We start from the raw sequence: 14,641 nt of genomic DNA, 5'->3' as shown, positions 1-14,641 counted from the left end.
CTACGGATGCAGTTGACAGGTGGGTTGGCTGGGGCGTTCCACGTGAGCAGTGCATTGTTGTTAAGCCTGGCGACCGTGTTAAGGTTAAGGACATGGAGATCGTTGCATACGATTCCTTTGACCGCACCATTATCGTTACCACTACTGATACTTCTGAGAACCGCCCAGACCTCTGGGGTAAGTGCCCAATGGACATGGACGAGAAGGCAGTTAACTACCTCTTTGTCACCCCTGGTGGAAACATCTATCACTCCGGCGACTCTCACTACTCCATTTACTTTGCTAAGCACGGTAAAGACATCGCTCAGGAGTTTGGCGGCGTAGACGTCTGCTTTGGTGCTTTTGGCTGCAACCCAATTGGTATCCAGGACAAGATGGAAGCAACCGATATGCTTCGCATGGCTGAGGCTCTTCAGTCCAAGGTTGTTATCCCAATTCACCACGATGTTTGGACTAACTTCCAGGCAGACGTCCAGGAGATTAAGGTTCTTTGGGACATGCGTAAGGATCGCCTTGACTACAAGTTCCACCCATTCTTCTGGGAGGTCGGCGGCCACTACACGTATCCACAGGATAAGGATCGCTTTGCTTACTATCACGACCGTGGCTTCCATGATTGCTTCGATCACGAGCCAAACGTTCCATTCCGTAGCGTTCTCTAAGGAGCAGTCTCTATGATGCTTAAAGAGCTTCGCGATGAAGTGTATGAAGCAAACATGGACCTGCCAAAGCATGGCCTGGTAGTATTTACCTGGGGAAATGCTTCTGGGCTTGACCGTGAGCGTGGCCTGTTTGTTATCAAGCCATCGGGCGTTTCCTATGAGGAGCTCAGCCCAGAGAATCTGGTCATCTGCGACCTAGACGGTAACGTTGTTGAAGGTGAGATGAACCCATCTTCCGATACTCCAACTCATGCATGCTTGTATCGTGCATGGGGCGATAAGATCGGCGGAATTGTTCACACTCACTCAACCCACGCTGTTTCTTGGGCACAGGCAGGACGCTCTATTCCTTGCTATGGCACCACACATGCAGATTATTTCTACGGAGATATTCCTTGCGTGCGCAGCCTTACCAAGGATGAGGTAGAAAGTGCCTATGAGCTTGAGACCGGAAACGTTATTGTTGAGGGCTTTGCGGACTTGGACCCAATTGCGGTTCCTGGAACGCTCCTTCACAATCATGGTCCTTTCTCTTGGGGTAAAGATGCCATGGCTGCTGTGTATCACGCAGTAGTTATTGAGGAGGTTGCTAAGATGGCAACACTCACCGAGCTCAATAACCCTAAGGTTCAGGAGGCACCACAGTACCTTCAGGACAAGCACTACCTGCGCAAGCATGGTCCAAATGCCTACTACGGACAGGGTAATCACTAAAGCCTGTTCAGTGAGTAGAATCTGTTTCAGTCAGGCGGTCTTTTTAAGGCCGCCTGTTTTTAAAAGGAGAAGATATGTCCAAGTATCAGCTAGGACTTTACGAGAAGGCCACTCCAACTGATCTTTCTTGGGAAGAGCGCCTCATCGTAGCAGGAGAGTCTGGCTTTGATTATGTTGAGATCTCCGTTGATGAGTCTGACGCTCGTCTTTCTCGCCTTGAGTGGACTGGTGAGGAGCGTGCAGCAGTTCGTCAGGCAATGGTAAACTCTGGCGTTCGCCTGGGCTCTATGTGCCTTTCTGGTCACCGTAAGTATCCTTTTGGTTCTCGCGATCAGGCTACTCGTGAGCGTGGCCTTGAGATTATGCAGAAGGCGCTTGACCTTGCAGGCGACCTGGGACTTCATACCATCCAGCTTGCTGGCTATGACGTGTACTACGAGGACGGCGCAGAGGATACGCGCAAGTACTTTGAGGAAAATCTGGCTAAGGCCGTAGAAATGGCTGCTAAGGCAGGCATTGTTATGGGCTTTGAGACCATGGAGACTCCTTTTATGGATACGGTCGAGAAGGCCATGCACTACGTAAACCTTATCAACAGCCCTTACCTTGGTGTGTATCCCGACGCTGGTAACCTCACCAATGCATCGTTTATTTACGGCAACACCGTTGCTGACGATATTGCTCTTGGTGCTGGTCACATCTTTGCAGCTCACCTCAAAGAGACTGTTGCCGGTGCGTATCGCGAGATTCCATTTTCTACCGGTACCACTGACTACGAGGGAGCTCTGTCGCAGCTTGTTCCTCAGGGCGTCAGGCGCTTTGTTGCAGAGATGTGGTACACCGGCAACGAGAACTGGAAAGAAGATCTTGTCTTTGCTTCCACCTACGTTCGCAGCAAAATTGATAAGGCGTTTGAGGGGTAAACGGCCTTTTTGCACTTGTTTTGGGTTTCTCGCCACAGACGGTACATAAGAATCTGTACAATGTGGATGAGCTCTTTCTTAGTACGACGTACGTTTCCAAACTCGTTTAGGTTTGTACAGGAAAGGATTACACATGAAGTTCTTTATTGACACGGCAGATATCGATGAGATTTCTGAGGCTCTTAGCTGGGGCTGTTTAGCAGGTGTTACTACCAACCCATCGCTGTATGCAAAGATTGGCGGAAAGCTAGCCGACTTTGAGTCTCATATGGTTAAGATTGCTCAGCTTTGCGAGGGACTTCCTGTATCTGCTGAGTCAACAGCAACAACAACTGAGGGCATGATTGAAGAAGGCCGTCACCTGGCTTCTCTTGCTCCAAATATTGTTGTTAAGCTTCCTATCTGCGCAGAGAGTCTTGCTGCTACCCATCAGCTTGCTTCTGAGGGAATTCGCGTCAACATGACGCTGATTTTCTCGGCACCTCAGGCTCTTCTTGCGGCAAATGCTGGCGCCCGTTATATTTCTCCATTTGTTGGTCGCTTTGATGACATCGGCGAGGACGGCATTGAGCAGCTGGGAACCGTTGTTTCTTGCATTGAGAACTATGCATGGGATAAAAACGTTGATCACACCGTAGAGATTATTACGGCTTCTGTCCGTACGCCTAACCATGTGACTCAGGCAGCTCTGCTTGGTGCTGACATTGCAACCGTTCCATTTGGAGCTTTGAAGAAGTGTCTGAAGCACCCTCTGACCGACGCCGGTCTTAAGTCTTTTGAGGCAGACTGGGAAAAGGTTAAGGCTCAGCAATAAATAGTGATTGTGGTACGCCCAGCTTAGGTTGGGCGTACTTGTTTTGAGAGGATGAGAATGGGAACATCTGCATTACCCGAGCGCAACCTCACCGATGATGAGCTCAAGCTTGCAGCTAATACGCTGAGGCGCGATGTCATTGACATGCTCGAGAAAAGCAAGTCAGGTCATCCCGGTGGCTCACTGAGTGCGGCAGATATTGTGGCTACACTGTTCTTCTCGGGAGTTATGAAGTACAACCACAACAACCCAGAAGACCACACCGAGGATAGGTTCTTCCTGTCCAAGGGTCACGTGGCTCCTGTGCTGTATGCTGCGTACCACCTGCTTGACTGGCTCCATGACGAGGATATGGTTACCCTCCGCCAGCTTGGCAGCCGTCTGCAGGGTCACCCAGATTGCCACGCATGCCCTGGTATTGAGGTTTGCTCTGGCTCTCTTGGTCAGGGTCTCTCGGTAGCGGCAGGATGCGCTCTGGGACTTTCTATGGACGCTCTGGCAAGCGGAGAGCGCGCTAAGAAGGTATTTGTCCTTCTGGGCGACGGCGAGCTGCAGGAGGGCTCTAACTGGGAGGCATGCATGTTTGCTGCTCACCAGAAGCTGGATAACCTTATTGCTATTGTGGACCTCAACAACCTGCAGATTGACGGCCACGTCACCGATGTGTGCTCTCTTGGCGATATTGACGAGAAGTTCCGTTCTTTTGGCTGGAACGTACTGCGCGTTAACGGTCACGAGGTCAACGAGGTGCGCCAGGCCCTTCTCGCCGCACGAGATGGTCGCGAGGCAGGAAACACTGCACCTACCGCGATCATTTGCCAGACCGTCAAGGGCAAGGGCGTCTCATTTATGGAGGATAAGGCTTCCTGGCACGGAAACGCTCCTTCGGCTGAACAGGCTGATCTTGCGCGAGAAGAACTTGATGCAGCAAGAGAGCTTCTTTTGATTGATCTTCAAGGTGATGGTAAGGAGGTTGCCAATGTCTAGAGCAACTCGTGAGACATATGGTCAGACTCTTGTTGAGCTGGTAAACGAGGGTCACGATATCGTGGCCGTTGACGCAGACCTTGCCGGCTCCACTAAACTTGCCGACCTCCAGAAGGCCTTCCCACAGCGCATGGTTGACGTGGGAATTGCCGAGCAGAACATGGTAGGCGTTGCTTCTGGACTGGCACTTACGGGACGCACCGTGTTTACCGGCTCGTTTGCCGTGTTTGCAACCGGTCGCGCTTACGATCAGATTAGAAACACCGTCTGCGACTCCGGCCTCAACGTGAAGATTTGCCCTACGCACGCAGGCATTACAGTAGGAGAGGATGGCGCAACTCATCAGTCTCTTGAGGACATTGGCATGATGCGCGCCCTCCCTCAGATGCGCGTGCTTGTTCCTGCAGATTACAACGCTACTAGGGCAGCGCTCAGACTTGCTGCCGAGGCAGATGGCCCCTTCTACGTGCGCATGGGTCGCCACAAGGTTGCCGACATCTACGACGAATCTTTCAAGGGCGGCCTGCCTTTTGCTAACGTCCTGCGTGAGGGTACCGACGTTACCATTGCTGCCTGCGGTGTTGAGGTTGCTCAGGCGCTTGCAGCTGCAGATTTACTGGCAGAGGAGAAGATTTCTGCTGAGGTCATTGATGTGTTCTCCATTAAGCCTTTGGACGAGGAAGTTATTTTGGCATCTGCCGAGAAGACCCGTCATGTGGTAACCGTTGAGGAGCACAACGTGGCAACAGGCCTTGGAGCTGCAGTTGCCGAGCTTCTGGCCGAGCAGCTGCCCACGCCCATGCGCTTTGCTGGTATGCGTACCTTTGGTACGTCCGCTCCAGGCGACGTGCTGCTTTCGCACTTTGGCCTGGACGCCGAAGGTATTGCCGCTCGCGTCAGGGAGTTCCTGCTTTCGTAGACACGCGTGCGAGAGCTGCAACGGCAACGCCGCAGGTCAGTGGCGCGTGCGAGCGCAATGACGGCAACGCCGCAGGTCAGCGGCGCGCGGGTAGGTTGAGAGTGATTTCGACCCGGTATCTATTTCGTGTGGATGCCGGGTTTCTTGTGCGGATACGCTGCTAGTTGACGGGTTTCTCGCCAGGCGGGAGGTGTAAGCCCGGAGTGAGCCAGGTGTACGCTCGGTCGCGCCTGATTTTCTCGCCATGTCTGAACGATTTGCCGGAAAAGTACACCATATCTGAGCTATTTGCCGGTTTTTCTCGCCATGTCTGAGTAAATTTACTCAGACATGATGCAGTTTCCAGGCTCAAAATTTAGGGCCACGCAGTCTATCTTTTACGCGCCTGATTTCTGCAAAGAATCTGTAAATTTTGCCTAAAAGCATAAAAGAATCGGTGGATTTGCCTGATTTCTGCAAAGAATCGGTGCTGTAATTACAGATTCTTTGCACTTTTTAGGCGCGCGATGGCGAGAAGAGCGCTTGGTGAGAAACTCGTGCGCTCGGGTGTTGGGTCACGGAGTTTCCGGCCATAAAAAAGACCTGGCACCGTGTGGTACCAGGTCTTTTGTGATTGCAGGTTAGCTTGCTGTGTCAGCTGTAACTGAACTGCGAGCCAAAGCTATGTCAGCGAAACTGAATTAGCCGAGGTGCTTGGTGATGGAAGCAGCTGCTACCTTACCAGCGCCCATTGCAAGAATGACGGTTGCAGCACCGGTTACGATGTCGCCACCAGCCCAGATGCGAGGATCGGAAGTACGACCCTCTTCGTCGGCCTCAATGTAGCCCCACTTGTTGAGCTTGATGTCGCCGATCATCTTTGCGAATGGGTTAGCGTTAGTGCCGATTGCAGAAATTGCAACGTCGCAAGGAATGTCCTCGATAGCGCCCTCGATAGCAACTGGACGACGACGTCCGTCAGCGTCAGGCTCGCCGAGCTCCATCTTCTGGACGCGAACTGCGCAAACTGCGCCGTCCTCGCCAGCGACAAACTCGAGAGGGGAGACGAGAGGAAGAACCTCAACGCCCTCTGCCTTTGCGTGGTGCAGCTCTGCACGACGAGCAGGCATCTCGTCCTCGGTACGACGGTAAGCAATGATTGCACGCTCTGCGCCAAGACGCTTAGCAGTACGGACAGCGTCCATAGCAACGTTGCCGCCACCAAAGACAACGACGTTCTTGCCGTGCTTGGTTGGAGTGTCATACTCAGGGAAGTTGTTAGCCTTCATAAGGTTAACGCGGGTGAGGTACTCGTTTGCAAAGAAGACATTAGGCAGGTTCTCGCCAGGGATGTTGAGAAGCTTTGGAAGGCCAGCGCCGGTTGCAATGTAGATTGCGTCAAAGCCCTGCTCAAAGAGCTCTTCTGCATCGGTGATACGACCGACAACAGAGTTGAACTCAAACTTAACGCCCAGCTCCTGAAGGCCGTCAATCTCGCGCTTAACAACAGCCTTTGGAAGACGGAACTCAGGAATACCGTAAACCAGAACGCCGCCGCCGGTGAAGAATGCCTCAAAGACGGTAACGTCAAAGCCGTTACGAGCAAGTTCGCCAGCGCAAGCAATACCGGAAGGACCGGAGCCTACAACTGCAACCTTTTTGCCGTTCTTTGGAGCGATAGCTGGCTTAGAAGCAAGCTCAGGCTGGTCGCCAAGGAAGCGCTCAAGCTGACCAATAGCAACTGGTTCGCTGCGCTTACCCATGATGCAGACGCCCTCGCACTGGTTCTCCTGTGGGCAAACACGACCACAAACTGCAGGAAGCATGGAGGACTCGCGGATGATGTCAAGACCGCGACCAAACTCCTCTGCACGGATTGCCTCGATGAAGCGAGGAATGTTGATGTTTACAGGGCAACCCTGAACGCACAGTGGATTCTTACAATCCAGGCAGCGGTTTGCCTCTGCAATTGCCATCTCTTTAGTGAAACCCTTGTCGACAGGGCGGAAGTCTTGTGCGCGCTCTGCAGCTGGCTCTTCGTTGTCAGCTGTACGAGGTGCCTTGACGTTTGGAATGTAGCGACCGTTTACTTGTGGCATGCGCACCTCGTCTCCTCGTAAGCCTTGATGGACTGGCCTTCCTCGGTGAGGTAGGCTGCCTGACGTGCGCGAAGGTCGTTCCAGTCAACCTTGGTTGCGTCAAAGTCAGGACCGTCAACACAAGCAAACTTGGTCTCGCCGCCAACCTCAACACGGCAGCAACCGCACATACCAGTGCCGTCGACCATGATTGGGTTCAGGGAAGCGATGATAGGTGTGTCGTACTTCTCGGCAGTGAGAGTGGAGAACTTCATCATTGGAACTGGGCCAACGCAGAATACGCGGTCGACCTGCTTGTCCTGCAGAAGACGCTCGAGAGGTGCGGTTACAACGCCCTTCTCGCCAAGAGAACCGTCGTCTGTGGTGATGTGGATGTGATCGTCGTCCAGAATGGAACGGAACTGATCCTCAAGCAGCAGCAGCTCTTTGGTACGAGCGCCCATGATTGCGTGGACCTCGCGGCCAGCAGCTACGAGCTGACGAGCAACAGGGAAGGCGATAGCCAGGCCAACGCCGCCGCCGATAACTGCCCATTTGCCCTCGCCCATCTCGGTAGGCTCACCCAGAGGACCAGTGACGTCCTGCAGGAAATCACCAACCTCGTAGGTAGAAAGCATCCTAGTGGTCTTGCCGATTACCATGAAGATAAACTCGACCCAACCCTCCTCAGGATTCCAATCCGCAAAGGTAAATGGAACGCGCTCGCCACACTCATTTGCGCGGACCATCAGGAACTGACCAGCATGTGCATGCTTGGCCATCTGTGGTGCCTCGATGCGGAACTTGAAGACCTTCTCGGAGAACTGAGTCTTTTCGAGGATCTTATACATTCAGCGGTACTCCTCTCCTAACACAACAAAACTGCGAGTGAGTTGACGCGCCGCACTACAGCGTGCCTTCTGACGAGAAGACAGTGGCAGGTGACGCATGTATCTCACGCATACGAGGTCTGGGTAACCCCGTATTCGCAAACAACATACCTATTGTACTATTTGCGCATGATTCAAGGCATGAGTAATTCATGAATGAGCATAAATATTTCTCAGTTTGTTTTGCCTGCTAGCTGCGGAGGGCGAGAAGTTCGGTGGGCTCGAGACGTGACGGTACGCGGAGGAGCGCGGTGACTGCTAGCTGCGGAGGAGTTGTGATGCGCGGTGACTGCTAGCTGCAGAGGAGTTGCTCCACCTGATCGGCCGCTGTCTGAGCGGTGACCAGAAAGTCTTCCAGGTTGTTTCCCTTGAGCTCGCGCAGAACATAGTCTGCCACCGGCATCTTTCCAGGAGGGCGACCGATGCCAAACTGCAGACGCATAAAATCCCTGGTCTGGAGTTTGTCGGCGATGGAACGCAGACCGTTATGCGAGTTGAGTCCGCCGCCTTCTTTGAAGTTGAGCTGTCCCTCTGCGAGGTCAACCTCGTCGTGAATGACCAGGATTTGCGCAGGTTGAAGGTGGTGTGCACGAGCAAGTTTGGAGAGGGGACCACCGCTGGTGTTCATGAAGTCCTGAGGTTTGGCCAGGAGTACATGGTGTTTCTCGCCAGATGAGGCGCCGGGAGCTGCGGGAAGGATGATCTCCGCGACCTGGCAGCCCGCCTCGCTTTTCCAGTACGAAACGCCGTAGCGCTCGGCAAGAGCATCGACGACGGCAAAACCAGCATTGTGCCTGGTGCGCGCGTATTTCTCGCCAGGATTTCCCAGGCCCGATACAAGCACAATTTTGTTACCGTGCATTGAATTTCCTCCCGTTTGATATGTGTACGTTTATGATGGTAAGGGAAAACGACAGGTTCGACCAGCGTGAACTGAGCTCGCGGTTGGTAGCCTAGCGGCGGCGCGCGTGACGTGCAGCGATCGGCGCGCGGTGAGCAGCGTGCGGTGAGCAGCGTGCGGGGCATGCGGCGTTCAACTGAGGTGCGGAGGCAAAATGAAGAAGATTCTGGTTACCGGATTTGAGCCTTTTGGTGGCGAGAAAATCAATCCAGCTTGGGAGGCCGTGAAGGCGCTGCCCGAGACTATTGGCGGTGCTCAGGTGATAAAACTGCACGTACCTGTTGAGTTTGGCGCTGGTGCTCAAAAGGTTATCGACGCGCTTGAAGCGGAGCGTCCCGAGATTGTGCTTTGCGTGGGCCAAGCGGGTGGAAGAAGCAAGATTACGCCCGAGTTTGTGGGCATCAACTGGGCTCATGCGCGCATTCCCGACAACGCGGGCAAGCAGCCGCTCTCGCAGCGCATCATCAACAGCGCTCCCGACGCGTATTTTGCATCGCTGCCGGTAAATGCCATGGTGGCCGCCATGAACCAGTCGGAGATCCCCGCGGCGGTCTCGTACACTGCGGGAACGTACGTCTGCAACGACGTCATGTACCAGGTCCTTCATGCGCTGGCCACAAGATTTCCGGAGACTCGCAGCACGTTTCTGCACGTACCGTTCGCAACGGAGCAGGTTGTCGAGAAAAACGCTGCAGCTGCCGAGAAAGGCTTCGCTGCAGGCGAGAAGGCTGGCACTGGTGAGAAGAAGCACCAGGTACCAAGCATGTCGCTGGAGATGATGACTCGCGGACTGCAGGTTGCGCTGGAAGCGGCGCTTGCAAACGACGTTGATCTCGCGGATTCCGAAAGCGGAACGACCTGCTAGAGCTCGCACTGCTGAGGGTGGTCCTCGAGCGCACGGGTTTCTCGCCGGGCGCGAGGTGTGCGGGATTCGTGGGGCGCTGCGAGCGCACCGGGTTTCTCGCCAGGCGCGCCTTTGCAACATTGCGCGCCTGAAAAGTGCAAAGAATCTGTATTTGTGGCGCAGATTCTTTAACAAAATCAGGCAAATCCACAGTTTCTTTGACATTTTTAGGCAGAAGTTACAGATTCTTTGCAGAAATCAGGCGCCTGAAAGATAGACTGTCTGGCCCTGAATCTTTGAGCCTGAAAACCTCACCATGTCTGAGTAAAACAGCTCAGACATGATAAGAAAAACCGGCAAATAGCTCAGACATGGTGCGCTTTTCCGGCAAATCGTTCAGACATGGCGAGAAAATCAGGCTCGCTCCAGGCGCGCATCAGGCTCGCTCCAAGTTCGTCCCGGACTTGTTCCAGCTTGCTACGTCCACCTGGCGAGAAACTCGCATCACTAGCAGCGCTTTCGCACAAGAAACCCGGTATCCACACGAAATGGATACCGGGTTGAAATCACTTGCGATCCGCGCTCGCACGCACGTTTGACCTGCAGTATTGCCGTCGTCGCCCGCGCGCGTTTGACCTGCAGTATTGCCGTCGTCGTCCGCGCGCGGCTGACCTGCGGGGTTACAGGTTAAAGTCACCACCGAAGATGTCGGAGACTGGACGGTCGGTGTAAACAGCGTAGATTGCCTCGGCAATCTCGTTTGCAATGGTAATCGTCTTGATCTTGGAGCCTTCCTTGTTTGCTGCTGCACAAGGAATTGCGTCGGTGACCACGCACTCTTCAATAGGAGAGTTGTTGAGGCGCTCGATTGCAGGACCAGAGAAGACGCCGTGGGTAGCGCAGACGTAGATGTCGCCTGCACCCATTTCCTTTAGCTTAACAACGGAAGCGCAGAGGGTACCTGCGGTATCAATCATGTCGTCGTTAACAATGCAAGTCTTGCCCTTGATGTCGCCGATGATGCCCATAACAGCACTTTCGTTGTGGCGAGGACGGCTTTTATGTGCAATAGCAAGGCCACAGTCCAGATAGTCGGAAAGCTTCTTAGCAGCCTTTGCGCGACCCATATCAGGGGAGACAACAACGGTATTCTCCCAGTCAAATGGCTTGCTCTTAAAGTAATCGCCCAGAAGGTAGAGAGCGGTCAGGTGAGAAACAGGAATGTCAAAGAAGCCCTGGATCTGGCCCTGGTGCAGGTCAAGGGTGATAACGCGGTCAACGCCAGCATTCTCAAGCAGGTTTGCCATCAAACGAGCAGTAATAGGCTCGCGAGCGGCAGCTTTGCGGTCCTGACGAGCATATGCGTAGTGAGGGATAACTACGGTAAAGCTGTTAGCAGATGCGCGCTTTGCAGCGTCAGCAACAATCAGCGTTTCCATAACCAGGTCGTTGACGTTGACACCTGCCAAAGACTGAATGAAGAAGACCTCGTCGCCGCGGACAGACTCGTCAAAACGAGCGTAGATTTCTCCGTTAGCAAACTTCTCGAGGAGAAGACCTTGTAGCTCTAGGTGAAGAATGTCTGCAACCTTACGAGCCAGTTCAGGGTTACCTGTACCGGTGTAGAGCTTGATATTTCTAGCAACTAACAGTGGTTCACTCAGGTTCTCGAACATCTAGTCCTCTTTCTCAAGCTTGTGACGCCTCTGGGCGGCGTATCCCTCAACAATTTTCTGCTCAGAGCGCTCGAGTGCAAGCGCATCTGCTGGTACATCCTTTGTGATGCACGAACTTGCCCCCACAAGTGCGCCATCACCAATTGAGACGGGTGCCACCATCATGGTATCGGATCCAACAAAGACGTTGTTGCCGATGTTGGTCTTGAACTTGCGGTAACCGTCGTAATTGCACGTAATTGAGCCTGCGCCAATGTTGACGCCAGAGCCCATGGTTGTGTCACCAATGTAGGAGAGGTGAGGAACCTTGGAGCCCTCGCCGATAGTTGAATTTTTGATTTCAACGTGGGTGCCTGCCTTGGCGTGAGGCATGAGGTGTGTGCCTGGGCGCAGGTAAGCGCGAGGACCGCAGGTGGCAAAGTCGTCTACCTGTGCGTTGATAGCAACAGTCTCATCGACAACAGCGTCGTTGCCAACAAGCGTATCGGTCAGACGAGTGTTAGGGCCTACCACGCAATTCTCGCCAATTGAGGTCTTGCCGTAGAGCATAGTCTGCGGAAGAACCTCGGTGTCCATGCCAAGCGTGACCTCGGGGCCAATCCAAACGGAGGTTGGGTCCAGCATGGTGACGCCCTGGCTCATCCAGTGCTCGTTGATGCGCTCCTGCATGATGCGGGTGGCAACGGCAAGCTCGGAGCGGGAATTGACGCCCAGCGCCTCTTTGTAGTCGTCAACGTGGACGGCAGCAACAGGCTCGCCCTGGCTGACGTAAAGGCCCACCATGTCGGTGAGGTAGTACTCGCCCTGAACGTTATCATTGCCGAGAAGATCGATGTTTGCGGTCAGTCTTCCGCCACAGAAGCAGTACACGCCAACGTTGCATTCACGCTCTTGCTCGCGCTGCTCTGGCGTAGCATCCTTGTGCTCAACAATGGCAGTTACCTGGCCGTTAGAAGAAATGACGCGACCATATCCGGTTGGATCTGGGGGCGTCATTGTGAGTACCGTACATGCGTTGTGGTGAGCTTTAGTTTCTGCGACAAGGTCGAGAATAGACTGTGCGCGCAACAGAGATGCGTCACCGTTGATAACAACAACGGGTCCCTTGAAGCCACCAAGAGCATCCTTTACAACCTTGACGGCGTGGCCGGTGCCAAGACGCTCGGTCTGGGCAACATACTCAAGGTTAGGGAAGCAAGAAAGTGCAGATTTAACCTCGTCAGCGTGGTTACCAACAACCACAATGACGCGGTCAGCGCCAGCAGTAATTGCGGCGTTGACACTCCACCAAACAAGAGGTTTATCTAGTAATTTGTGCACAATCTTAGGGTGGTGGGACTTCATGCGCGTTCCCTCGCCTGCAGCGAGGACAATCGCAGTAAGTGGCATACGTAAGCCTCCAAAGTACTTCGTATTACTCGATACGAGTGCGTCCCTACACAAAAGTTGCGTAAAAATGGCTGGGGTAGTAGGATTCGAACCCACATTCCAGGCACCAAAAACCCGTGTCCTAACCGTTGGACGATACCCCAATGTAATCACTACGTTGGTTTTGTCCGCAACTCTATTAAGTGTATCAGCTTAGCGAGGCAAATGCTCCACAAATTGCATCAAGAACAAGAACTGCTAAAGTCTGCGCGTCTGCGGTAGTAAATGAGCCGTCTACGTTTGTTCCTTCTGGCAGCACAATCTTGATAGGGGAGCCCGTTGCATCAGCAGACTCAATGGCAGTGCGCAGTCTTGCTGGCAGCGTCTCGTTTTCTTCCATAGAAACAGAGCCAATACCAACCTGTCCGCGGGCGGGCATGCTTGGGGCATAAGCTGTGGTCAGAACCAAAATAGTGGCTGCATCAGTAGGGGAATCGGCGCGATCAATCATGGTCATGCCGCTTGCCTCAGTAGTTGCCTTAGAAAGGTTATAGACGCGAGCAGCTACGTTTCTAGAGATAGGATCTTCTCCCGTAATAGCAATGCAGGTGGTCTCAAGAACGTTGGCAGCTCGCGCAAAGCCCATAGGACCCTGTGGGTGAGGGCCTTTTGCCTGCTTACCAGACCAAACGTGACGCAGACGCTCAATAGCGTCGAGGGTATCCTGAAACGCCATGCCATCAGCAAGTTCGCCGACGCTTTCCTGGAAGAGCTTAACGGCAGCCTCGGTGTGAACACCGTAATGGCCATCAACTTTTCCGCACGAGAAACCCAAGATGTTGAGACGCTCTTGCAGCTGACGCACGTCATTGCCGTGGAAGTTAGGAAGACGAAGGTAGAGAGTTCTGTCTCCTAGCTCATAGCCCTCATCGACCATGATTGCCCAGGTAGAGGCATCTACTTCTTCTCCAAGAGAAAGGTCATGGTCAAGCCTAAAGCGCGCAACGGCGCGAGCAGTTGACTTGCCAAATGTGTGGCTCTGGCGCTCATCGTCTTCGATGGTGTAGCCAAGCTTTACGAGGCGTTCCTGAATGTCTTCAACGGCAGCACCAGTGCTACCAGGAGTAATAGGATCCATAATTACCTTTCTCGGTTCACAAAGAAGTCTGCCATAGACAAAAGTGTGTCGCGAGCGTCTTCAGTAAGTATCACGTTTTCAAGCACGTGCTTTGCCTCATCAACTAAGGCAAGAGCGTGCGTGCGGACAAATTTTATCGCATTAGCGCTTTCCATAAGCTCCACAGCGCGCTGAAGCTTCAAAGTATCGCCTGTATGCGCAGAAAGTATGGAGACAAGCTCTGTCTTTTCTGCTGGGCCAAGATGCTCAAGTGCGTAGACCACGGCGAGCGTGCGCTTGCCTTCAGTGATGTCTGACCTAAAATCTTTGCCCTGTACCTGGGCGTTTCCAACCAGGTTAAGAAGGTCGTCTTGCAGCTGGAAGGCAAGACCTACCTTGAGGCCAAACTCTTTGAGTGCGTCAAGCGTTTTCTGGTCAGCACCACCGATGAGCGCACCCAGTACCAGGGGATATGCAGCAGAGTAATAGGCGGTTTTGGAGAGCGCCATAAAAAGGTATTGGTCAGAAGTAACATCCCAGCGCTCGTGCTGTGCCCAGCCAAGGTCGAGCGCCTGACCCTCAAGGGTGTGCTCCTGCATGGCGAGAAGGGCGTCGATCACGCGAACTTTAAGCTGGTCAGAGAGGTGGTCGGCCACGGTAACGCGTCTGACAACATTGACCAGGGCAGAATCACCAACGTTGATAGCAAGTCCGGTACCGAGTGTCTTGTAGAGGCACTTCTCGCCACGGCGCAGCTCTGATTTGTCAG

The 14,641-nt window shown here is 53.5% G+C and carries 14 protein-coding genes and 1 tRNA gene; 7 read left to right on the top strand and 8 right to left on the bottom strand.

The features are described from left to right. From ulaG to RWJ43_RS03115, 6 genes are all read left to right on the top strand, one after another. On the top strand, positions 1-662 hold a 662-nt coding region (ulaG, locus tag RWJ43_RS03140; RefSeq protein ID WP_314007665.1), incomplete at its 5' end, for an L-ascorbate 6-phosphate lactonase. Between the two features lie 12 nt (positions 663-674). Further along, on the top strand, positions 675-1,376 hold the full coding sequence (locus RWJ43_RS03135; protein ID WP_314007662.1) for an L-ribulose-5-phosphate 4-epimerase: 702 nt from the start codon (positions 675-677) through the stop codon (positions 1,374-1,376). Between the two features lie 74 nt (positions 1,377-1,450). After that, the gene (locus RWJ43_RS03130; protein WP_314007660.1) at positions 1,451-2,299 is read left to right on the top strand and encodes an L-ribulose-5-phosphate 3-epimerase; all 849 of its coding nucleotides are present in this window, start codon (positions 1,451-1,453) and stop codon (positions 2,297-2,299) included. A gap of 133 nt (positions 2,300-2,432) precedes the next feature. Then, on the top strand, positions 2,433-3,113 hold the full coding sequence (locus RWJ43_RS03125) for a transaldolase family protein (RefSeq protein ID WP_035428365.1): 681 nt from the start codon (positions 2,433-2,435) through the stop codon (positions 3,111-3,113). A 57-nt stretch (positions 3,114-3,170) separates the two neighbouring features. After that, on the top strand, positions 3,171-4,100 hold the full coding sequence (locus RWJ43_RS03120) for a transketolase (RefSeq protein ID WP_314007654.1): 930 nt from the start codon (positions 3,171-3,173) through the stop codon (positions 4,098-4,100). Further along, on the top strand, positions 4,093-5,019 hold the full coding sequence (locus RWJ43_RS03115; RefSeq protein ID WP_314007652.1) for a transketolase C-terminal domain-containing protein: 927 nt from the start codon (positions 4,093-4,095) through the stop codon (positions 5,017-5,019). Before RWJ43_RS03120 ends, RWJ43_RS03115 begins: the two co-directional genes overlap by 8 nt. A gap of 680 nt (positions 5,020-5,699) precedes the next feature. On the opposite strand, the gene gltA is transcribed toward RWJ43_RS03115, so the two are convergent. The 3 genes from gltA to pth form a co-directional block, all read right to left on the bottom strand. Next, positions 5,700-7,097 (bottom strand): NADPH-dependent glutamate synthase, encoded by a 1,398-nt coding sequence (gltA, locus tag RWJ43_RS03110; protein ID WP_314007650.1) that lies wholly within the window; start codon positions 7,095-7,097, stop codon positions 5,700-5,702. Further along, complete coding sequence (locus tag RWJ43_RS03105; RefSeq protein ID WP_035427960.1) at positions 7,085-7,927, bottom strand: sulfide/dihydroorotate dehydrogenase-like FAD/NAD-binding protein; 843 nt, start codon at positions 7,925-7,927, stop codon at positions 7,085-7,087. Before RWJ43_RS03105 ends, gltA begins: the two co-directional genes overlap by 13 nt. Before the next feature lie 331 nt (positions 7,928-8,258). Next, a complete protein-coding gene (gene pth / locus RWJ43_RS03100) occupies positions 8,259-8,828 on the bottom strand; it encodes an aminoacyl-tRNA hydrolase (protein ID WP_314007647.1) in 570 nt (189 codons plus the stop codon). Positions 8,829-9,021: 193 nt separating this feature from the next. On the opposite strand from pth, the gene pcp reads away from it, so the two are divergent. Continuing rightward, complete coding sequence (pcp, locus tag RWJ43_RS03095) at positions 9,022-9,732, top strand: pyroglutamyl-peptidase I (protein ID WP_314007645.1); 711 nt, start codon at positions 9,022-9,024, stop codon at positions 9,730-9,732. 659 nt (positions 9,733-10,391) lie between these two features. On the opposite strand, the gene RWJ43_RS03090 is transcribed toward pcp, so the two are convergent. The 5 genes from RWJ43_RS03090 to RWJ43_RS03070 all read right to left on the bottom strand — a co-directional run. Beyond that, complete coding sequence (locus RWJ43_RS03090) at positions 10,392-11,387, bottom strand: ribose-phosphate pyrophosphokinase (protein ID WP_314007643.1); 996 nt, start codon at positions 11,385-11,387, stop codon at positions 10,392-10,394. Continuing rightward, positions 11,388-12,776, bottom strand: coding sequence for a bifunctional UDP-N-acetylglucosamine diphosphorylase/glucosamine-1-phosphate N-acetyltransferase GlmU (gene glmU / locus RWJ43_RS03085; protein ID WP_314007640.1), 1,389 nt, complete (start codon positions 12,774-12,776; stop codon positions 11,388-11,390). Between the two features lie 68 nt (positions 12,777-12,844). Then, positions 12,845-12,919, bottom strand: a tRNA-Gln gene (locus RWJ43_RS03080). Positions 12,920-12,963: 44 nt separating this feature from the next. Beyond that, positions 12,964-13,893: a peptidoglycan-binding protein gene (locus RWJ43_RS03075; RefSeq protein ID WP_035427969.1), complete on the bottom strand. Its 930-nt coding sequence runs from the start codon at positions 13,891-13,893 to the stop codon at positions 12,964-12,966. A gap of 2 nt (positions 13,894-13,895) precedes the next feature. Further along, positions 13,896-14,641: polyprenyl synthetase family protein (locus tag RWJ43_RS03070; protein WP_314007635.1), on the bottom strand; the 746-nt coding region annotated here is incomplete at its 5' end.

It is taken from the genome of Lancefieldella parvula (genome assembly GCF_963530955.1).
GTDB classification, from domain to species: domain Bacteria; phylum Actinomycetota; class Coriobacteriia; order Coriobacteriales; family Atopobiaceae; genus Lancefieldella; species Lancefieldella parvula_A.
The sequence above is the reverse complement of the archived record's forward strand: the minus strand, read 5'-3'. Positions and strand labels throughout refer to the sequence as shown.

Coding starts and splice junctions, on each gene's coding strand:
- RWJ43_RS03135 (WP_314007662.1), top strand. CDS start 675: ATGATGCTTAAAGAGCTTCGCGATGAAGTGTATGAAGCAAACATGGAC.
- RWJ43_RS03130 (WP_314007660.1), top strand. CDS start 1,451: ATGTCCAAGTATCAGCTAGGACTTTACGAGAAGGCCACTCCAACTGAT.
- RWJ43_RS03125 (WP_035428365.1), top strand. CDS start 2,433: ATGAAGTTCTTTATTGACACGGCAGATATCGATGAGATTTCTGAGGCT.
- RWJ43_RS03120 (WP_314007654.1), top strand. CDS start 3,171: ATGGGAACATCTGCATTACCCGAGCGCAACCTCACCGATGATGAGCTC.
- RWJ43_RS03115 (WP_314007652.1), top strand. CDS start 4,093: ATGTCTAGAGCAACTCGTGAGACATATGGTCAGACTCTTGTTGAGCTG.
- gltA (WP_314007650.1), bottom strand. CDS start 7,097: ATGCCACAAGTAAACGGTCGCTACATTCCAAACGTCAAGGCACCTCGT.
- RWJ43_RS03105 (WP_035427960.1), bottom strand. CDS start 7,927: ATGTATAAGATCCTCGAAAAGACTCAGTTCTCCGAGAAGGTCTTCAAG.
- pth (WP_314007647.1), bottom strand. CDS start 8,828: ATGCACGGTAACAAAATTGTGCTTGTATCGGGCCTGGGAAATCCTGGC.
- pcp (WP_314007645.1), top strand. CDS start 9,022: ATGAAGAAGATTCTGGTTACCGGATTTGAGCCTTTTGGTGGCGAGAAA.
- RWJ43_RS03090 (WP_314007643.1), bottom strand. CDS start 11,387: ATGTTCGAGAACCTGAGTGAACCACTGTTAGTTGCTAGAAATATCAAG.
- glmU (WP_314007640.1), bottom strand. CDS start 12,776: ATGCCACTTACTGCGATTGTCCTCGCTGCAGGCGAGGGAACGCGCATG.
- RWJ43_RS03075 (WP_035427969.1), bottom strand. CDS start 13,893: ATGGATCCTATTACTCCTGGTAGCACTGGTGCTGCCGTTGAAGACATT.